The following is a 19,479-nucleotide window of genomic DNA, read 5'->3' as shown; positions in this document are numbered from 1 at the left end:
AATACCCAATTGTAGTAACATATAAAAATAAACAATACATTATCATGAGTACAACTCAAACTAGCAAAATTGAAATAATTAAAGCACCCACTTCAAAAATAAATGAAGTTGATTTTAAAAGTTTAAGCTTTGGATCTGTTTTTTCAGATCATTTATTTGAATGTGATTTTAAAAATGGGGAATGGCAACAACCAGTCATTAAGCCTTACGCACCTTTTTTGTTAGATCCATCGTCAAGAGTTTTTCATTATGGTCAAGCTATTTTTGAAGGTATGAAAGCGTACAAAGATGAGAACAATGACGTTTGGCTTTTTAGACCCGATCAAAACTACAGCCGTTTCAACACCTCTGCTGTTAGGATGGCTATGCCGGAAGTTCCAGAAGATATATTCCTGAATGGTTTAAATCAATTGCTGCAATTAGACGAAGCATGGATAAAAAAAGGAAAAGGAAATGCCTTATATATCAGACCCTTTATGATTGCAACAGGTACCGGAGTAATTGCAAACCCATCAAATGAATATAAGTTCATGATTATTTTATCGCCTGTTTCCTCTTATTATTCAGGTGATGTAAAAGTAATAATTGCGGAGCATTACAGCAGGGCGGCTAATGGTGGAATTGGAGCTGCAAAAGCAGCCGGAAATTATGCAGCCCAATTTTATCCAACTAATTTAGCAAATAAAGAAGGCTTTCAACAAATAATCTGGACTGATGATGCCACACACACAAAATTAGAAGAAGCCGGTACGATGAATGTGTTTTTTAGAATAAATGACACATTATTAACGGCTCCTGTAAGTGAAAGAATACTTGATGGTGTTACTCGAAAAACACTGATTGATTTAGCAAGGAGTGAAGGTATAAATGTAGAAATTCGTTCAGTTTTAGTATCTGAACTTGTTGAGGCATTTAAAAACGAAACTTTAAAAGAAATTTTTGGTGCAGGAACAGCTGCTGTGGTAAGTCCCATTTCAGGATTCTCCTATCAGGATGTGTATCATGAATTACCAAAAATTGAAAACACAATGGCTTTGCAACTGAAAACTAAATTAGAAAATATCCAAAATAAATTAGATGCGGATCCTTTTGGCTGGACTGTTAAAGTATAATTCAAAGATTTAAAAATTAAAAAAAAGCGATTTTCAGTGTGAAAATCGCTTTTTTATATCATACACATCATCAAAGAATTTCTGAAATTTCTACCTCTATTTACCAATTATTTTAGAGAAATCAGGCTTGAAATAATTTGGCCCTTTCATGACCTTACCATCTTCACGGTAAATAGGCTCCCCATCCTGACCCAACTTACTCATATTACTACGTTGAATTTCATCAAAAACGGCTTCTATTTTGTCTTGCAGCCCATGCTCAATAATCGTTCCGCATAAAATGTACATCATATCGCCTAATGCATCGGCAATTTCTATTAAATCATTATTCTGAACAGCCTCTAAATATTCTTCATTCTCTTCTTTCATCAAATTGAAACGAAGGATATGTTTGGTTTCAGCTAAGCCGGCTATTGGAGTTTCGCTATGCCCAATTTTGAAAGCGGTATGGAATTCTTTGACGGCATTAATTTGTTTTTGCATAATTTAAATTTTATTAAATGAAAATACAAATTAGCAAACTATTATTAAACAAATAGCTAAATTTGTCAAAAATAATATAAAGTATGTTTAGTCAGGGACAATTCATTTTTGCCGGCTTTTTTTTTGTTGCATTCAGTATTGCAATGATTTATGCCTACCGAAAAGATTTAGCGTTACACCGAAAATTTTATAAAGGAAATTATAAAATTTTAATTGGGTTTGGAGTTTTTATTGGCATTTTATTTTTGATAAAAGTCTTTTTCAAACGTTAGTTTTTTTTAAATGTCTTCTGAAAAGAGGACTTTTTTTAATTTGTTCTTTTCTTATTTTAAAAACAAATCCTAATTGCTAATTAGTGCAAGGTGCCAAATAGTGCTACCTGAACATGTCCCCTATAAATTTTATTCTAGAAATCATTCTCCTAAAGTATTCCTTTCGTAAAACAACTATTTAATTAAAACATTCAAGTCGCGTTTTTTTATTTAACACTTTTGGCGACTTGTAAATTAAATTTTTAACTTTACAAAAATTAATACAATTAGATATCATGAGGATTATAAAATATTTATTTCTTTTGTTGCTGCTTAGTTTAGTGGCTTTATCCATTTTTGTAGCTACACAAAAAGGGGAATTCGCTGTACAAAGAAGTCATGTTATTAATTCTCCTAAATCAACGGTATTTAATTTTGTTAATGATTATAAAAATTGGCAGGATTTTGGTGCCTGGATCGTTGAAGATCCTGAAATTATAATCACCTATCCTAAAAACACTGTAGGAAAGGGAGCTTCCTTCACTTGGGAAGGAAAAGAAGTCAAAGGGGATATGCAAACGGTTTTTGTAAAAGAAAATGAAAGTATTTCTCAAAAAATAAATTACAACGGAGGGGTATCATCCGTTTTCTTGAGTTTAAAAGACACGGTTGGCGGAACAAAGGTCACCTGGAAAACCACCGGGAAAATGAGTTTCGTTATGAAGATCACTGCTGCGTTAAACGGCGGTATCGATACAGTTATAGGTGCCATGCAGGAAAAAAGCTTGGCTAATCTAGACAAAACACTAGTTTACGAGATAAATACCCATCAAATAAAGGTAAAAGGTGTGGTAAAAAAACTAGCAACTTTTTATTTGCACCAAACTTTTACAAGCAAAATTTCAAATATCACTAAAAATGCCCGAATCGTTTTTCCAAAAATCATTCTTTTTTGTGAACAAAACAATATAGAATTGAATGGAAAGCCTTTTATTATTTATCACACTTACGATCCAGTAAATGGATTGAGTAGATTGTCTTTTTGTATCCCTATAAAAAATCAAATTTTAACCAGTTCAGGCAGTGATATTTTATCCGGTAAACTTGAACCTTTTGAAGCCTTGAAAACAACCTTAACCGGTGATTATTCACACATAAAAAAAGCGCTAGATAAAACAACAGCGTACAGCAATGCTAACAAAATAAGTATTGACACTAAATTTTCACACCTAGAGAACTATACCATCGGCAAAGCGGAAATAAAAAATCCATCAAAGTGGATTACTGACATTTACTTTCCAATAAAACCAAAAGTAATTCCTGCTAAAGTCTTTGCTCCAGCAGCAATCAATAAACCTCCAGCGGTAAAAACACCGGAACCTGCACAAAAAAAGGAAGAAGAACAATCTGAATTTTAATATTATCTTTCCTCCGAATTAAACCTTTTTGATAAAGAGTATTCTAAATTCATAAATAAAAAATTTGCAAGACGAACATGAATATATAAATAACTTGTTGAACTCTAAAACACAAAATCAAGCGTTTCAGCAGTTGTTACAAGAGTATCAAAGACCGTTATACAATCACATTCGTAACATTGTTTTAAATCACGATGATGCGGATGATATCTTGCAAAATACTTTTATCAAAATATTTCAAAATTTAAAAAATTTTAAAGGAGACAGTAAACTCTTCTCTTGGATGTATCGTATTGCTACTAATGAAGCATTGACTTTTTTGAAACAAAAATCAAAAATCAATACGGTATCGTCTGAAATTTTACAAAGTAAAACTATTGATAATCTCGAAGCTGATGTGTTTTTTGATGGAAACGAAATTCAACTAAAATTACAAAAAGCAATTGCTTTATTACCTGAAAAACAACAGTTAGTTTTTAAAATGAAATATTTTGAAGAACTAAAATACGAGGAAATATCTGCTATTTTAGGCACTTCAGTTGGAGGATTAAAAGCTTCCTATCACCTTGCTGTAAAAAAAATAGAAGCATTTGTATCTACTAATTAAACCTTTTTGCAATACCACTGTCTAATGAATAGTATGAAAACATTTAAATTAGAAAACGAGCCCAAAATTGAGACTGGATTTAAGATTCCTGACCATTATTTTGAAAATTTTTCAGCAAAAATGATGAAGCAATTACCCATAGAGGAGCCAAAAGTATTTTCTATTTTTCAAAAAAGAAAAAACAGGATTCTAATGGTTGCAGCAATTTTAGTAATAGCCCTGATGATTCCTGTTTTAAGCCCGTCAGCAAGCAACCCTAACGAAATAGACACGCTCACTCTGGAAAATTATTTAACCTATCAATCGAGTGTAAACCCTTATGATTTAATAAGTGAATTAGAAACCGAAGATATCAATAATATTAAAGCAGATAATGAAGTTTTAGAAGATGAAGCTATAGAGGATCATTTATCCGAAAATGCTAATCTGGAGCATCTTCTTTTAGAATAAAAAACGCGTTCACCGATTACAATAAATAAAACAAAAATGAAATATAAAAAAATATTCCCAATACTGTTGCTACTTCTTTCCTTTAATTTTTATGGCCAACATGAAAACATGAAAGAGAAAAAAGAACAAATTAAAGCTTTGAAAGTAGCCTTTTTGACAACTGAGTTAAACTTGACCACTAGTGAAGCCGAAAAATTCTGGCCTATTTACAACCTGTTTGATGACAAACAATTTGAATTAAGACATCAGAAAATGAAAAGTTTCATGAGAAGAATGAATGATGGATCTTTAGATCAAATCACGGAGAAAGAATCCAATTCATTTTTAGTTCAAATAGAAGAAACCGAAGAAGAATTGTTTTTTTTACGGAAGAAATTTGTTCAAAATTTGAGAGAAATATTTCCATCTGTAAAAATTTTAAAACTTAAAAAAGCAGAGGAAGACTTCAATAGAAAGCTGTTGCAACAATACCGCAACAAAGCGCATAAAAAATAACATCTTTTTTTATTAGTTCGATAAAACATCCTAAACACAAGTAAAAACTTGAGCTTAGGATGTTTTTGTTATTTAAAATTGATCCGAATCATTTTATTTTTCCCTGCAGCAACAGCCGTTTTTTTATCTATGAACCGGAGCGTAATAAGACTTTTATCCTTTGCTATTTGTTGCCATGATTCACCACCATCCGAGGAGTAATAAACCCCTGAAGTCCCCACAGTAACGAGTTTCTTACCATTGCTTTCAGGAATATATTGCACACAGGAAGCATACCCAAATCCTTGATTCTCAGCAATAAGCCCCCATGTTTTCCCACCATCCGCAGTACGGGCTTTATTGGAAAAATTCTGGTTTTGATCTTCATAATCCCCTCCTGCTACAAAACCGATTTTTGCATCATAAAAATCGGCAGTAAAAATTCCGGTCATTGCCTTTCCTTGTGCCATTGGAGTTTCAAAAACGGTCCAACTCTTTCCTTTATCAGGAGAATAAAAAACCCTTGCTTTTTTTCCACCAGAAACAATCCAAGTATTATTCCCTTTAATTACAATATTAGTATTGCTTGCCGCAAAAGCAGCTTCGCCTTGCATCACTTTTGGTAATTTATCGCACGGAATTTTATTCCATGATCGGCCTCCATCGCGCGTTGTAATAATATTAAGACAATCAGCGATTGGATCTCCCATAGCAATACCTTCTGTATCGTCCCAAAATTGCATACTATCATAAAAGACCTTCTCATGGCTTTCCTGATATACTATTTGTGAATCCTTTTCCTCTTTTGAAATTTGATACAACACTGCAGGATTTGCCACATTGAGAATAAAAATATGATTGGCTGTTTGAGCGATACTCCTAAAATCAAGTATCAAAGAATCCTTGGTGATTTTGTGCTCTATTTTTTGATTGGTATCTAAATTATATAACCCGTATCTACCTTTATCAGCAGCATACCAGATTTTGTTTTTATCAATTTGAATCGCTCTGATACTTATTTGATCTTGAAATAAGGTATCAATTTCAACGGACTGAAAACTAACGTTATGTAACTTTTCCGACTTATAAACACTTGTTTTACAGGATACAAATCCATTTAAAACCAACAGCATTAAAAAAATATTTTTCATTTTTGTACATTTTAAGGCTAATTTACAATTAATAATATAAATACAAATAGCACCCAAATTATATTGGCACAGTAATTGGATATTGAAAAAAAGGAAAAACTTAATCCAATTAATTATGAAAACGAAACTATTACTATTGAGTCTGTTGACCGCTGTTTTCGCAACACAAATACAGGCACAAAACAGAACATACGTAAATGCTGTGAATGCCGAAATCAGTGATAATCTTGATCTGAGAGCTGTTGCTGATATCTTTGGTGATTCTAGAGACCTGCAGGATTTTGAAAGACGCCTTAATGATCCTGAGCTGCAAATATCAAATTTAGATTTGAATAATGATAATGAAGTTGACTATTTACGGATTATTGAAACGGTAGAAAACAGAACCCATCTCATCATCGTTCAGTCAGTGATTGATGAAGATATCTACCAAGATGTTGCAACAATTGATGTTGAGAAAGACAGAAACAATAAAATTCATGTACAAATAGTTGGTAATGAATTTATGTATGGCCAAAATTACATTTATGAGCCAGTTTATTACAGTACTCCAGTAATTTATGCATCCTTCTGGTCTACTAATTACCGCCCTTACTATTCCACTTGGAATTGGAATTATTATCCGTCCTATTATTATGCTTGGAATCCATTTCCCGTTTTTAGATACATAAATAACATAAACATTAATTTGAATATCAACAACAATTATAACTATGTCAATAACCGTAGAAGTAATCGTGCAGTAGTTTTACACAATTCAAGACGTTCAAACGGATATGAAAGACAACATCCAAATGCGTCTTTTTCCAGAAGAAATAGTACTGTAAATAACCGCCATGAATTAGATCAAAGAAGAGTATCCAGAAATGAAACCGGTTATTCTAATAGAAGAGCAATAGTGCAAAGAGAATATTCTCAAAACAGAACAAGTCCTTCCAGACAAGCAGCACCGCAAAGAGCTGAATCGTCCAGAGAATATTCTCAAAACAGAACAAGTCCTTCCAGGCAAGCAGCACCGCAAAGAGCGGAATCTTCCAGAGAATATTCTCAAAACAGAACAAGTCCTTCAAGACAAGCAGCACCGCAAAGAGCTCAATCATCCAGAGAATATTCTCAAAACAGAACAAGTCCTTCCAGACAACCAGCACCGCAAAGAGCGGAATCGTCCAGAGAATATTCTCAAAACAGAACAAGTCCTTCCAGACAAGCAGCACCGCAAAGAGCTCAATCATCCAGAGAATATTCTCAAAACAGAACAAGTCCTTCCAGGCAAGCAGCACCGCAAAGAGCGGAATCTCAAAACAGAGGCAACACATCAAGAGCATCAGGTCCTCAGAGAACGGAATCTCAAAGAGGCAATTCTTCTTCAAAAAATGAAAATAGAAGCTCCTAAAAATCTTAAATACAAAAAAAGAAACACGGCTCCCTAAACCGTGTTTCTTTTTTATCGGATAAAAAGCGCTAATTTATTTTAAAAGTGTAAATTTGAAAAGTTTTTTAAAAATTACACATGAGCGTATCGCACAAAGACCTGCACAGTAAATGGACATTAGGAGGTTTATTAATTTCATTAGGAATAATTTACGGTGACATAGGAACTTCACCATTGTATGTAATGAAAGCCATACTTGGCACCCACATTATTAATTCGGATATTGTCTTAGGTGGAATATCGTGTGTTTTTTGGACCCTTACACTGCAGACCACAATCAAATACGTACTAATCACGTTAAGCGCTGATAATCATGGCGAAGGCGGAATTTTTGCTTTATATGCTTTGGTCAAAAAAACAAAAATTCAGTGGTTGATTGTCCCGGCTATAATCGGAGGAAGTGCTTTATTAGCTGACGGAATCATAACGCCACCCATCTCCGTATCTTCAGCAGTTGAAGGAATAAGAACGTACTATCCAGAAATCAATACCATTCCAATTGTAATAAGTATTCTTTTTGTACTTTTTTCTATCCAGCAATTCGGCACCAAGTTAGTCGGTAAATTTTTTGCTCCAATGATGCTTATTTGGTTTGGGATGCTAGCGATACTTGGAATCGCACAAATTTCACAACACACCGAAGTTTTAAAAGCAATCAATCCTTACTACGCCTATCATTTATTGACCATCCATCCAGAAGGTTTTTTTGTTTTAGGTTTTGTATTTCTGTGTACAACAGGAGCTGAAGCATTATACTCAGACATGGGACATTGCGGACGAAAAAACATCCGAATTAGCTGGATTTTCGTAAAAACTGCATTAGTGTTGAATTATTTTGGACAAGCCGCCTATTTAATTCGCCACGAAGGAGAGACATTACAAACTTTAGGAGGAAAAAATGGAAACCCATTCTATCTCATCATGCCGGACTGGTTTCAGCCTATAGGAATTATAATTGCTACTCTAGCAGCTGTTATTGCCTCACAAGCCTTAATCAGCGGGTCATTTACATTGATAAATGAAGCAATGCGATTGAATTTTTGGCCAAAAGTAAAAATAAAATATCCTACAGAATTAAAAGGACAATTATACATTCCGTCTACAAACTGGTTATTATTTATTGGTTGCGTTGGAATTGTACTGCACTTTGAAGAATCCAGTAATATGGAGCATGCTTATGGACTGGCGATCATTTTGTGTATGATAATGACCACTATTTTACTGAATTTTTACCTGATAATGAAAAGAGTGAAATTATATTTTATAGTTCCATTGATTACTATTTATCTAATAATCGAATTTAGTTTCCTCGCAGCTAATGTTACGAAGTTTGCTGAAGGTGGCTATGTAACGCTTTTTATAGCAATCACTTTAATAGGTATAATGACTATTTGGTACCTGGCCAAAAAAATTAACAAAAGTTACACCAAAATTGTTAAAATTGAGGACTACAAAAAAGTACTAGTGGAGTTAAGTGCTGATTTATCCATTCCTAAATACGCAACACATTTAGTATATATGACTAATGCCGGTAGAATTGACGAGATCGAAGAAAAAGTAATGTATTCCATCTTACAAAAAAGACCCAAAAGAGCTGATATTTATTGGTTTGTTCACGTGAATATATTGACTGAACCTTATAAAACCGAATATAAAGTAACTGAAATTGTCAAAGATGATTTGTATCGTGTAGACTTTAATCTTGGTTTTAGAGAACCCACAAAAATAAATCTGATGTTTAGAGAGGTAATCCGGGATATGGTGCAAAAAGGAGAAGTAGATATAACCAGCCGCTACGAATCTTTGAATAAAAATAATATCATAGGTGATTTCAAATTTGTATTATCCGAAAAATTCCTTTCCAATGACAGTGATTTACGTTGGCACGAAAAAATAATTATGAACTCCTATTTCTTCATTAAAAAATTAAGTTTATCTGAAGAAAGAGCCTTTGGTTTGGATAGCAGTTCCGTAAAAGTGGAACAATTTCCAATGGTGCTCCATGCTCCTGAGAACATTGGACTGACAAGAGTAAAATAATTCTTTCTGTTTTTTTAATCCTCCAAGAAACACTGTAATAATACAGTGTTTTTTTATGTCGAAAAATTTAAAAACAACATTCATTATTTAAAATATAACATTCAATCAATTAATAGTACCTTTGCACCTCAATTATTTAAAATGAGATTACACAGAAATTTAGTTTACACAACAATAGACGCTTTGAACGCCATTTTTAACGAAGGAGAATATGCGGATAAAGTAGTTGCCCGATCTTTAAAAAAAGACAAACGTTGGGGAAGTTCTGATAGAAAGTTTGTTGCCGAAACCATCTACGAAATTGTGCGTTGGAAAAGATTATACGCAGAAATAGCCGAAGTAAAAGAGCCCTTTGACAGAGACAATCTTTGGAGAATGTTTTCTGTTTGGGCGGTATTAAGAGGCTATCCTATTCCGGATTGGCGACAGCTGGAAGGCACTCCAGAACGAAAAATAAAAGGACGTTTTGATGAACTTTCAAAAGTGAGAGCTTTAAAAGAATCTATTCCAGACTGGATGGATGAATTAGGAGTTAAGGAACTAGGCGAAAAAGTTTGGGCAACTGAAATTACAGCTCAAAACCAGCCTGCTAAAGTAATCTTAAGGGTAAATACGCTAAAGACAACCAGAGAAGCGCTGCGTGCTATTTTGATGGATTTAAACATTGAAACAGAAACGTTAAAAAATCAACCAGATGCTTTGGTTTTAAAAGAAAGAGCCAATGTTTTCTTGACTGATGCTTTCAAACAAGGTTTCTTTGAAGTTCAGGATGCCAACTCCCAATTAGTGGCTGCTTTTCTTGATGTAAAACCAGGAATGCGTATTGTGGATACCTGCGCAGGTGCTGGTGGAAAAACGTTGCACATTGCTTCTTTGATGGAAAATAAAGGACAATTAATTGCTATGGATTTGTATGAAAGCAAATTAAAGCAATTAAAAATCAGGGCCAAAAGAGACGGCGCTTTCAATATTGAATACCGAATTATTGACTCTACAAAAATCATCAAAAAATTACACGAAAAAGCAGACCGTGTTTTGATTGACGCACCCTGTAGTGGTTTAGGCGTTCTGAAAAGAAATCCGGACGCTAAATGGAAATTGAAACCGGAATTCATCGACAACATCCGTAAGGTACAATCGGAAGTTTTAGAAAGCTATTCTAAAATTGTAAAACCCGGCGGAAAATTAGTGTATGCTACTTGTTCTATACTACCCTCCGAAAATCAAGATCAAATTGCTCGTTTCCTGACAACTGACATTGGAAAACAATTCAATTTTATTAAAGACCAAAAAATATTGGCTTCAGAGTCAGGTTTTGATGGATTTTATATGGCTTTATTAGAACGTAAAGAAAGCTCAGAACAGAAAGAAAAAAGAGTACAAAAAGAAATAATATAGTATCTAGATTTAAGATTCTAGAATTCAAAAAAAAATCCTCGAATAAATCGAGGATTTTTTTATGTGTTATCTGTTTTGTTTATTCTATTCTCTTTTAATATCCCTAATCATTCATTGAGATTAAAAACTCTTCATTATTCTTGGTTTTCTTGAAACGATCATTGATAAAATCCATCGCCTCTACTGGGTTCATATCCGAAAGGTATTTTCTCATGATCCACATTCTTTGCAATGTTTTTTGATCTAATAACATATCGTCACGTCTGGTACTAGAAGAAGTCAAATCGATAGCTGGGAAAATACGTTTATTAGCAATTTTTCTATCTAATTGCAATTCCATATTACCAGTACCTTTAAATTCTTCAAAAATAACTTCATCCATTTTCGAGCCGGTTTCAGTCAATGCCGTAGCAATAATACTTAATGAACCCCCATTTTCTACATTACGGGCAGCTCCAAAGAAACGTTTTGGTTTTTGCAATGCATTTGCATCCACACCACCACTTAACACCTTACCTGAAGCAGGCTGAACCGTATTATACGCTCTGGCCAAACGTGTAATGGAATCCAATAGAATCACTACATCGTGACCACATTCAACCAATCTTTTTGCTTTCTCAAGAACGATATTCGCAATTTTAACATGCTCTTGTGGTTCTCTGTCAAATGTAGAAGCAATTACTTCACCACGCACACTACGTTGCATATCCGTAACCTCTTCCGGGCGTTCATCGATCAATAAAACAATCAAATATACTTCAGGATGATTGGCCGCAATAGCATTGGCAATTTCCTTCAACAACATGGTTTTACCTGTTTTTGGCTGCGCCACAATCATTCCGCGTTGTCCTTTTCCTATTGGTGAAAACAAATCGATAATTCGTGTTGAAATCGTACTTTGCTTTTCTGCCAATTTGAATTTTTCTGATGGAAAAACAGGCGTTAAATGTTCGAATGAAACTCTGTCGCGAACCACTTGAGGATCGTGTCCATTTATTTTTAAAACCCGAACTAATGGAAAAAATTTCTCTCCTTCTTTTGGTGGGCGAACTACACCTTTTACAGTATCTCCGGTTTTAAGACCGAACAATCTGATTTGAGAAGTCGACAAATAAATATCATCCGGCGACGCTAAATAGTTGTAATCCGAAGAACGCAAGAAACCATAGCCGTCCGGCATCATTTCCAGCACACCTTCGCTTTCTATAATTCCATCAAATTCAAAATCAGAAGCAGCAAAATTATTTTTTTTGTTTTTGAAGTTTGGATTTTGATTCCCATTTCCATTTTGACTTGGATTAGGATTTTGTTTGTGTAATTGGTTTGGATTTATTTTTTTAACCGGAGCTGAAACTTCTTCTTTCTCCTGTGTAGTTATATCTACAACTGTATCAGTCTCTTTTGCTGTTTCTTTTCCTTCTTCCTTATCCTTTTTTAAAGCAATTTTTTTCTCGTACGCTGACTTATTAAACTTAATCACCTTTCCTATTTTTTTAGCTCCGGATTCAAGTTCCTGAACAGAAGAGGAATCGTCGTCTTTGTCAACTGGCAATATTTCAACAGAATGGTCTTCAACGGAAACAGAAGATGCTGTCAAATTTTCTTCGGTTTCAAAAAATGAATTTTTCATCGTTTTTTGAATAGCAACTTTTTTTACAGGCAGTATTCTGGTTCTTTTTGGTTTATCCTCTTCCAGATTACTATTGGTTTTTGTCTCTAATATTAAATCAACGTTAGCCTCTTGATGCGCTAAAATCTGACTGATTAAAGTCTCTTTTTTTACACCGTTAAATTTTATGGTTTTAGCTGATTTAGCTATTTCTTGAAGCTCAGAAAGCTTCATTTCTTTTAATGCAGAAATATTAAACATGAATGTTCTAGGAGTTTAATTAATTTTGAAAATAATGTAAAAGATAGGTAGTAAACATTAAAATGAATCAACCGCAGTATGAAGTGCTTACGGTATTATGATGCAATATTACGAATAAAATTTAATGATACAATAGTATTTATAAAAAAGAAAATATATTTTTGTGGTAGATATTTAACAAATGATACAAAGAATTCAAACCATTTATTTACTACTCGTATTTGTAGTAACTGGTATTTTACTGTTTTTTATTCCATTATGGACAATGGATACCGGTAAGGCATTTTATTTTATGCAAAGTCAAGTGTATACTATACTATTGGGATTGAGTACTACGTTGACTTTATTTAGTATTGTTTCCTATAAAAAAAGACAAAATCAGTTTGTTATTGGCAGATTGAATATCATATTAAATTTGATTTTATTAGGATTGTTTGTATATCGTTCACTAAATCTATCTGGAGAAACACCTGCTGTTTCGGAGAAAGGTATTGGGATGTTTCTTCCTGTAGCTGCTATCGTATTATTGGTTTTGGCCAATAAAGCAATCAAAAAGGATGAGGATCTTGTAAAATCTGTGGACAGATTGAGGTAAACCTATAAATTTTAGTTTATTAGTGCGAAGGAAACCCGAATGTAACAATTCGGGTTTTTTTATATCTGCAATGCAATAAAAACCTTATAATTTAAAATTTAGCTGAATATTTTTTATAAATTTGGATCTGATAATTACAACATGGCAGAAAAAATACGGATTCATCTTGCTGATGACCATCAAATTCTTATTGATGGAATTAGAACTTTATTACACACAATCCCTACATTTGAAGTAGTGGGATATTCCTTAAACGGCACTAATATTTATGAGGAAGTCACTAATAATAAAGCGGACATTCTTATTTTAGACATTAACATGCCGGAAAAAGACGGCATTGAGGTCCTCAAAGAATTTGCTAAAAAAGGATTTCCATGTAAGATTATCATTTTGTCCAGTTATGATGACTTACGAATAATAAAAGAGGTCATGAAGTTAGGCTGCAGCAGTTACTTAACTAAGAAATGTGCCGGAGAAAATATAGTTGAAGCCATTCTAGCGGTTACTAATGGTGAAGAATATTTTAGTAAATCTGTTAGAGAAAAAATATTCAGTACCGTAACTAAAGACAATCCAAAACTAAACAAACAAGTCCCAAGTCCAAATTCACTTTTAACCGAAAGAGAACTGGAAATCATAATCCTGATTTCATTAGAATATAGCGGCAAAGAAATCAGTGATCAATTATTTATTAGTGTTAATACCGTAGAGACCCATCGCAAAAACATAATGAAAAAACTCAGCGCAAAAAACTCTATAAGCCTAGTGAAATATGCCCTTAAAAATAAATTAATCAAATCCTGAATGAATTTAGATGAAACTTAAATGCTGTTTTTTTAATTAAAAAAAAGAAAACCAACCAATTTAATCCTGATTTAAAGTCAGTTTATTTTGAAAAATAAGGCGGATTTAAAAAACCAGAAATAACCAATCTATTCAATTATTTATGTCTCAGAAACAAATTGCTATAGTCTTAGTTTTACTATTGAACCTCACTGGTAGTTTTGTTTGTGCTCAAAAGAAAGAAACTTCAAAAAAGGAAGCTCTAACATTAGCAAAAGAAGCTAATCAGCATATGAAAGCTGGTAATTACGAGAAGTCCTTAATACAATCGAGACTTGCTTTGAGCCAAGCAATCAAAATCAAGGACAACAACCTGATAGCAAGAGCTTATAATACCATTGCTGCTAATTTTGATCAATTATCGGAATCTGACAAAGCTTTTTTCTACTACAACAAAGGACTGGAATACGCTAATAAAACTAATAATGATGTTTTAAAAAATTGGTTAAACAATAATTTAGGAAATATCTATTGCTTTGATAAAAAACAATATGAAAAAGGAATTTATTATTATAAAAAATCACTGCATTACAGCACTAAAACAAAAGATTCAGCACAAATTATATTTACAAAACTCAATTTGACGTGGGCCTATTTCGACAATGATCGCTATCAAGAAGGGCTTCCCTATTTAAACTACATCAACAAACACCACAAAAAACATGGAGACGAGTCTACAATTGTAGCTTTAAATATGCTCAACGGCATGTATCATAGCCATACAAACAACACTAAAAAAGCCCATTATTTTTTCCAAAAAGCAATTGAAAAAGGAATTAAAGGAACTGAAAAATCTGATTTATCATATTCCCACCTAGAGTTTTCTAAATTTTTATTGAAAAACAATGATTATAAAAATGCCTATAAAAATTTAGTCCGATATAATACAATTACTGAGGAACTAAACGACCAAGAAAAACACAATAAAGCGAATGTTGCTGGCATAAACCTTGAAATTGATGAGTACAAAAGAGAAATCGACAAGATCGAAACAGAATATAAAACAAAACAACTTTTTTTACTGCAAGAACAATCCAGAAATAAAAAAATTGTGATTGTACTAATTGCTGTTCTACTGCTATTTTTCATCCTTTTTTACTTCTATTCTCAAAACACACAACTAAAACAAAAAAACAAACTAAAGGACTTACAAAGCAAAGTTCAGGAAAACATGATCAACGCATCCATTAACGGACAAGAATTAGAACGAAAAAAAATTGCGGCATTTTTGCATGATAACATTAGTGCTTTACTTTCATCAGCAGGACTACATCTTCATGCGTATACCTCTAAAAATCAATATTCAGCACAAGAAATCATAAAAACTAAGGCTATTCTTGAAGAAGCACACGATCAAGTACGGGATTTATCCCACGAACTGATGCCTTCGCTTTTAGCCCGTTTTGGATTATTTGATGCATTAGACGATTTGTGTGAAAAAAACTCCAATTCCATTCTGTACTTTGAATACGCAAGTTCCGTAGATCGAAAAACCCGTTATGATGAAGATTTCGAAATTAAAATTTATTTCATAATTATGGAACTCCTCAACAATACCATAAAACATAGTCAGGCAACACGTTCAGAATTAAGCATTCACGAAGATAATGATTTTCTGAATGTCAATGTTATGGATAATGGCCAAGGTTTTGATTCTAGTAAATTTCATATCCTTGAAGGTTTTGGCATCAACCAAATCAAAGCACGAATCAATAATCTGAAAGGAACTATTGTCATAAACTCCAAAATAGGTTTCGGTACAACCATAAAAATAATAGTACCCATCACCTATCAAAAAAAAATAATCAGACCCGTTTTTCAATCTCAATAATTTCCAAATCTTTGATTTTATCTCCTTCAATCACAAAACGCAACATCGTTCGCACCTGATGAAAACCACTTTTTCCCGCCGCACCAGGATTCATGTGTAATAAATTATGTTTTTTATCGAATATGACTTTTAGAATGTGCGAATGTCCACAAATAAATAATTTTGGCGGATTGGCTTCCAACTCAGCTTTAATATTGGGATTGTATTTCCCCGGATAACCGCCAATATGCGTAATCCAAACATCAACGCCTTCACACATAAAACGGTTGTGTAACGGAAATTCCAGTCGCGCCGTTGCATCATCAATATTTCCATACACGCAGCGCAACGGTTTCAGCTTTTGTATCGCATCAGTCACGGCCAAATCGCCTATATCACCCGCATGCCAAACTTCGTCAGCCAATGCAACATATTTCAAAATGGTATCATCAATATGACTGTGCGTGTCAGAAAGCAAAAGTATTTTTTTCATATTTATAGTGTCATTACTAGGTACGAAGTAATCTGAAGCAATTTGCTTCGCCAGTTCGCTTCGCTCGTGTCCAGCTATCCGTTTCAATCTTTATTGTTTTTAAAGAAAAAACAATAAAGGATTCCCACTGCAAATGTTTACATTCACTGAACTCCTATGAAAATAAAAGTTTAGTGAAGTAATCTGGGCTACGATTTTGTGGTAAAAATAAACATTCGAATTCCAAATAAAAAATCAAATCGAAACTTAACAAACTTTGCACCTTGGCAACTTCGTGGCAAAAAAATTAATAAGTATCTTTGTGGCTTCAAAAAAATTCACTTGAGATATTTTATCAAATTAGCATACAGCGGAACCCATTATCACGGCTGGCAATACCAACCCAATGCTGCCTCTGTTCAGGAAACGATGAACAAAGCGTTTTCGGTGCTATTGAACACAACCATCAATCTTATGGGCGCCGGTAGAACGGATTCCGGGGTTCACGCCAAAGAAATGTATGCCCATTTTGATTTTGAAACACCAATTGATATTCCAAGTTTACTGCACAAACTCAACTCCTACTTGCCCAAAGACATTGTTATTTATGACATTATACCGGTTCACGATGAAGCGCACACTCGTTTTGATGCCACTAAAAGGACCTATGAATATCACATCAATACATTCAAAGATGTTTTTTTGCAAGAACAAAGTTGGTATTTCCATCAAAAATTAGATATTGATTTGATGAATGAAGCGGCGCAACTATTATTCAATCACACTGATTTTCAATGTTTTTCAAAAGTCAACACAGATGTAAATACCTTTGACTGCACTATTTTTGAAGCATATTGGACTCGAGGCACAGCTGAACAGGGCGCAGACAAACAAGAAAACGGCAATTTGATTTTTACCATTTCTGCCAACCGTTTTTTACGTAATATGGTTCGTTCCATTGTGGGAACATTAGTAAATATAGGATTACACAAGAATACACTGGCTGATTTTACTGCCATCATAGAAAGTAAAAACCGAGATAAAGCTGGTTTTTCGGTTCCGGCACATGGTTTGTATTTAACCAAAATAGATTACGATTACATTACGCAATAGCCCTGATAGTAGTGAAAATCCTTTTATGTTTTTCTTTAAAAACATAAAAGATTGCAACGAATAGCAGGAAACAGCTCCAAAAAACATGAAAGCAAAAGCATTTGATACTAGATTATTCAAACGAATATTAAAATTTACCAAACCCTATCAATGGCGTTTTAACGGAGTGATTATTTTTGCCGTTTCGCTATCAGTATTTGCGGCATTGCGCCCGTATTTATTGAAACAAACTGTAGATGGTTACATTTCGACCCAAGACCAACAGGGATTATTATTGTATGTGATCCTGATGGGTATTGTACTATTGCTGGAGGTATTCTCGCAGTTTTACTTTGTGTATTGGGCAAACTGGCTCGGTCAGGATATTGTAAAAGACATTCGGACAAAACTGTTTCAACACATTTTGAGTTTCCGAATGAAATATTTTGATCACGTTCCCGTAGGTCAGCTCGTGACACGCTCGGTTTCGGATATAGAATCCATTGCTCGTATTTTCAGTCAGGGTTTGTTTATGATTATCAGTGACTTGATGAAAATGTTTGTAGTACTGATTTTCATGTTTTACATGAACTGGAAACTGACTTGGATCGTAATTATTGCAATGCCCATTTTGGTTTATTTTACCCGAATTTTTCAGCGTAAAATGCAAGTCGCTTTTGAAGAAGTACGAAATCAAATCGCTAATATGAACTCATTTGTTCAGGAACGTGTGACAGGAATGAAGATTGTACAACTCTTTAATCGTGAAAAAATCGAATACAACAAATTCAAAAATATCAATGACAAGCACAAAAAAGCGTGGATAAAAACCATTCTGTATAACTCCATATTTTTTCCTATTGCAGATATCATTTCGTCCTTAACCCTTGGTTTTATTGTACTATATGGCGGCATCAAGATCTTGAACGGAGATAATTTTACCACTTTTGGGGATTTATTTTCCTATACAATGTTCATTGGAATGTTGTTTAACCCGTTGCGCCAAATTGCTGATAAGTTCAACGAGATGCAACTGGGAATGATTGCGGCAAACCGTGTTTTTGACATTTTAGACACCGAAGATCAAATTCAGGATACCGGAATTATTGAAGCTCCAATTTTTAAAGGAGATATCGAATTCAAGAATGTCCGTTTTGGATATATTCCGGATGAAGAAGTAATAAAAGGAATCGATCTGGAGGTAAGTGCCGGTCAAACGATTGCCATCGTAGGGTCTACAGGTGCCGGAAAATCTACGATCATTAACTTACTGAATCGTTTTTACGAAATCAACAGTGGCTCTATTTACATCGATAATCACAATATTGAGAATTACACTTTAGGTTCCTTACGTAAACAAATTGCAGTAGTATTGCAGGATGTTTTCCTTTTTGCCGATACTATTTTCAACAACATCACCTTGAATAATCCTGAAATTAATCGGGAACAGGTTTTGGCTGCAGCCAAAAATATTGGCGTCCATGAATTCATTATGAGCTTACCGGATAATTATGATTTTGACGTGAAGGAACGCGGCGTTATGCTTTCTTCCGGTCAGCGTCAATTAATTGCTTTCTTGAGAGCGTATGTGAGTAATCCAAGTATTTTGATTCTAGATGAAGCTACTTCATCGATTGACACCTACTCTGAAGAATTGATTCAGCGTGCTACAGAAACCATTACTAAAGGCAGAACTTCGATTGTGATTGCGCACCGTTTGGCCACGATTGTCAATGCTGATAAAATTGTGGTAATGGACAAAGGACTGATTGTAGAACAAGGAACGCATCAGGAATTAATCAACCGCGAAAGTGGGTATTACAAGAATTTGTATGATTCTCAGTTTTCGGTAGCAAATTAGTTTTTGCTGCAAAGGAATAGCAGTTACAAAAACAAAGATCGATTTACACTTCTGCAATTTGTTTAAAACAAAGATGTTTTCTTGAAAATTAGTTAGTTTGCTACTTTATTAGTTTGAAAC

At 33.9% G+C, this 19,479-nt stretch carries 18 protein-coding genes; 14 read left to right on the top strand and 4 right to left on the bottom strand.

Annotation, left to right across the window (positions count from 1 at the left end):
* The first annotated feature begins 44 nt into the window (after positions 1 to 44).
* Positions 45 to 1,112, top strand: coding sequence for a branched-chain amino acid aminotransferase (locus EKL98_RS05350; RefSeq protein WP_126561729.1), 1,068 nt, complete (start codon positions 45 to 47; stop codon positions 1,110 to 1,112).
* A 96-nt stretch (positions 1,113 to 1,208) separates the two neighbouring features.
* Here EKL98_RS05350 and EKL98_RS05345 read toward each other — a convergent pair whose 3' ends face one another.
* Complete coding sequence (locus EKL98_RS05345; RefSeq protein WP_126455620.1) at positions 1,209 to 1,595, bottom strand: pyrophosphohydrolase domain-containing protein; 387 nt, start codon at positions 1,593 to 1,595, stop codon at positions 1,209 to 1,211.
* An 83-nt stretch (positions 1,596 to 1,678) separates the two neighbouring features.
* Between EKL98_RS05345 and EKL98_RS17995 the strand changes: the two genes are divergently transcribed.
* The 5 genes from EKL98_RS17995 (at position 1,679) to EKL98_RS05320 (ending at position 4,816) form a co-directional block, all read left to right on the top strand.
* Positions 1,679 to 1,867: a hypothetical protein gene (locus tag EKL98_RS17995; RefSeq protein ID WP_126460641.1), complete on the top strand. Its 189-nt coding sequence runs from the start codon at positions 1,679 to 1,681 to the stop codon at positions 1,865 to 1,867.
* A 275-nt stretch (positions 1,868 to 2,142) separates the two neighbouring features.
* Positions 2,143 to 3,264, top strand: coding sequence for an SRPBCC family protein (locus EKL98_RS05335; protein WP_126556208.1), 1,122 nt, complete (start codon positions 2,143 to 2,145; stop codon positions 3,262 to 3,264).
* Between the two features lie 64 nt (positions 3,265 to 3,328).
* Positions 3,329 to 3,871, top strand: a complete 543-nt coding sequence (locus EKL98_RS05330) for an RNA polymerase sigma factor (protein ID WP_126561728.1) — start codon at positions 3,329 to 3,331, stop codon at positions 3,869 to 3,871.
* 33 nt (positions 3,872 to 3,904) lie between these two features.
* Entirely contained in the window at positions 3,905 to 4,321 is a 417-nt protein-coding gene (locus EKL98_RS05325; RefSeq protein WP_126561727.1) for a hypothetical protein, read from the top strand.
* A 36-nt stretch (positions 4,322 to 4,357) separates the two neighbouring features.
* Entirely contained in the window at positions 4,358 to 4,816 is a 459-nt protein-coding gene (locus EKL98_RS05320; RefSeq protein WP_126561726.1) for a sensor of ECF-type sigma factor, read from the top strand.
* A 68-nt stretch (positions 4,817 to 4,884) separates the two neighbouring features.
* On the opposite strand, the gene EKL98_RS05315 is transcribed toward EKL98_RS05320, so the two are convergent.
* Entirely contained in the window at positions 4,885 to 5,946 is a 1,062-nt protein-coding gene (locus tag EKL98_RS05315) for a WD40/YVTN/BNR-like repeat-containing protein (protein ID WP_126561725.1), read from the bottom strand.
* A gap of 115 nt (positions 5,947 to 6,061) precedes the next feature.
* On the opposite strand from EKL98_RS05315, the gene EKL98_RS05310 reads away from it, so the two are divergent.
* The 3 genes from EKL98_RS05310 (at position 6,062) to EKL98_RS05300 (ending at position 10,816) form a co-directional block, all read left to right on the top strand.
* Complete coding sequence (locus tag EKL98_RS05310; protein WP_126561724.1) at positions 6,062 to 7,339, top strand: hypothetical protein; 1,278 nt, start codon at positions 6,062 to 6,064, stop codon at positions 7,337 to 7,339.
* A 117-nt stretch (positions 7,340 to 7,456) separates the two neighbouring features.
* Positions 7,457 to 9,418 carry a KUP/HAK/KT family potassium transporter gene (locus EKL98_RS05305; protein ID WP_126460620.1) on the top strand — a complete coding sequence of 654 codons (1,962 nt, stop codon included), beginning with the start codon at positions 7,457 to 7,459 and terminating at the stop codon, positions 9,416 to 9,418.
* A gap of 141 nt (positions 9,419 to 9,559) precedes the next feature.
* Positions 9,560 to 10,816 (top strand): RsmB/NOP family class I SAM-dependent RNA methyltransferase, encoded by a 1,257-nt coding sequence (locus EKL98_RS05300; RefSeq protein WP_126455602.1) that lies wholly within the window; start codon positions 9,560 to 9,562, stop codon positions 10,814 to 10,816.
* 103 nt (positions 10,817 to 10,919) lie between these two features.
* Here the strand turns inward: EKL98_RS05300 and rho are convergent, their stop codons facing one another.
* Positions 10,920 to 12,686, bottom strand: coding sequence for a transcription termination factor Rho (gene rho, locus EKL98_RS05295; RefSeq protein ID WP_126561723.1), 1,767 nt, complete (start codon positions 12,684 to 12,686; stop codon positions 10,920 to 10,922).
* A 181-nt stretch (positions 12,687 to 12,867) separates the two neighbouring features.
* Between rho and EKL98_RS05290 the strand changes: the two genes are divergently transcribed.
* The 3 genes from EKL98_RS05290 (at position 12,868) to EKL98_RS05280 (ending at position 15,955) form a co-directional block, all read left to right on the top strand.
* Positions 12,868 to 13,281 carry a DUF4293 domain-containing protein gene (locus EKL98_RS05290; RefSeq protein WP_126460610.1) on the top strand — a complete coding sequence of 138 codons (414 nt, stop codon included), beginning with the start codon at positions 12,868 to 12,870 and terminating at the stop codon, positions 13,279 to 13,281.
* Positions 13,282 to 13,422: 141 nt separating this feature from the next.
* Positions 13,423 to 14,085: a response regulator gene (locus EKL98_RS05285; RefSeq protein WP_126460607.1), complete on the top strand. Its 663-nt coding sequence runs from the start codon at positions 13,423 to 13,425 to the stop codon at positions 14,083 to 14,085.
* A 142-nt stretch (positions 14,086 to 14,227) separates the two neighbouring features.
* A complete protein-coding gene (locus EKL98_RS05280; RefSeq protein ID WP_126561722.1) occupies positions 14,228 to 15,955 on the top strand; it encodes a tetratricopeptide repeat-containing sensor histidine kinase in 1,728 nt (575 codons plus the stop codon).
* Here the strand turns inward: EKL98_RS05280 and EKL98_RS05275 are convergent.
* Positions 15,930 to 16,427, bottom strand: a complete 498-nt coding sequence (locus EKL98_RS05275; RefSeq protein ID WP_126561791.1) for a metallophosphoesterase family protein — start codon at positions 16,425 to 16,427, stop codon at positions 15,930 to 15,932. The genes EKL98_RS05280 and EKL98_RS05275 overlap by 26 nt on opposite strands.
* 321 nt (positions 16,428 to 16,748) lie before the next feature.
* On the opposite strand from EKL98_RS05275, the gene truA reads away from it, so the two are divergent.
* Together truA and EKL98_RS05265 are read left to right on the top strand one after the other, a co-directional pair.
* The gene (gene truA, locus EKL98_RS05270; RefSeq protein ID WP_126561721.1) at positions 16,749 to 17,519 is read left to right on the top strand and encodes a tRNA pseudouridine(38-40) synthase TruA; all 771 of its coding nucleotides are present in this window, start codon (positions 16,749 to 16,751) and stop codon (positions 17,517 to 17,519) included.
* Positions 17,520 to 17,604: 85 nt separating this feature from the next.
* Positions 17,605 to 19,359, top strand: a complete 1,755-nt coding sequence (locus EKL98_RS05265; protein WP_126556232.1) for an ABC transporter ATP-binding protein — start codon at positions 17,605 to 17,607, stop codon at positions 19,357 to 19,359.
* Positions 19,360 to 19,479: the final 120 nt, after the last annotated feature.

It is taken from the genome of Flavobacterium bomense, assembly GCF_003970355.1.
This window is presented reverse-complemented; position numbering and strand designations above follow the sequence as displayed.

Coding starts and splice junctions, on each gene's coding strand:
- EKL98_RS05350 (WP_126561729.1), top strand. CDS start 45: ATGAGTACAACTCAAACTAGCAAAATTGAAATAATTAAAGCACCCACT.
- EKL98_RS05345 (WP_126455620.1), bottom strand. CDS start 1,595: ATGCAAAAACAAATTAATGCCGTCAAAGAATTCCATACCGCTTTCAAA.
- EKL98_RS17995 (WP_126460641.1), top strand. CDS start 1,679: ATGTTTAGTCAGGGACAATTCATTTTTGCCGGCTTTTTTTTTGTTGCA.
- EKL98_RS05335 (WP_126556208.1), top strand. CDS start 2,143: ATGAGGATTATAAAATATTTATTTCTTTTGTTGCTGCTTAGTTTAGTG.
- EKL98_RS05325 (WP_126561727.1), top strand. CDS start 3,905: ATGAAAACATTTAAATTAGAAAACGAGCCCAAAATTGAGACTGGATTT.
- EKL98_RS05320 (WP_126561726.1), top strand. CDS start 4,358: ATGAAATATAAAAAAATATTCCCAATACTGTTGCTACTTCTTTCCTTT.
- EKL98_RS05315 (WP_126561725.1), bottom strand. CDS start 5,946: ATGAAAAATATTTTTTTAATGCTGTTGGTTTTAAATGGATTTGTATCC.
- EKL98_RS05310 (WP_126561724.1), top strand. CDS start 6,062: ATGAAAACGAAACTATTACTATTGAGTCTGTTGACCGCTGTTTTCGCA.
- EKL98_RS05305 (WP_126460620.1), top strand. CDS start 7,457: ATGAGCGTATCGCACAAAGACCTGCACAGTAAATGGACATTAGGAGGT.
- EKL98_RS05300 (WP_126455602.1), top strand. CDS start 9,560: ATGAGATTACACAGAAATTTAGTTTACACAACAATAGACGCTTTGAAC.
- rho (WP_126561723.1), bottom strand. CDS start 12,686: ATGTTTAATATTTCTGCATTAAAAGAAATGAAGCTTTCTGAGCTTCAA.
- EKL98_RS05290 (WP_126460610.1), top strand. CDS start 12,868: ATGATACAAAGAATTCAAACCATTTATTTACTACTCGTATTTGTAGTA.
- EKL98_RS05285 (WP_126460607.1), top strand. CDS start 13,423: ATGGCAGAAAAAATACGGATTCATCTTGCTGATGACCATCAAATTCTT.
- EKL98_RS05280 (WP_126561722.1), top strand. CDS start 14,228: ATGTCTCAGAAACAAATTGCTATAGTCTTAGTTTTACTATTGAACCTC.
- EKL98_RS05275 (WP_126561791.1), bottom strand. CDS start 16,427: ATGAAAAAAATACTTTTGCTTTCTGACACGCACAGTCATATTGATGAT.
- EKL98_RS05265 (WP_126556232.1), top strand. CDS start 17,605: ATGAAAGCAAAAGCATTTGATACTAGATTATTCAAACGAATATTAAAA.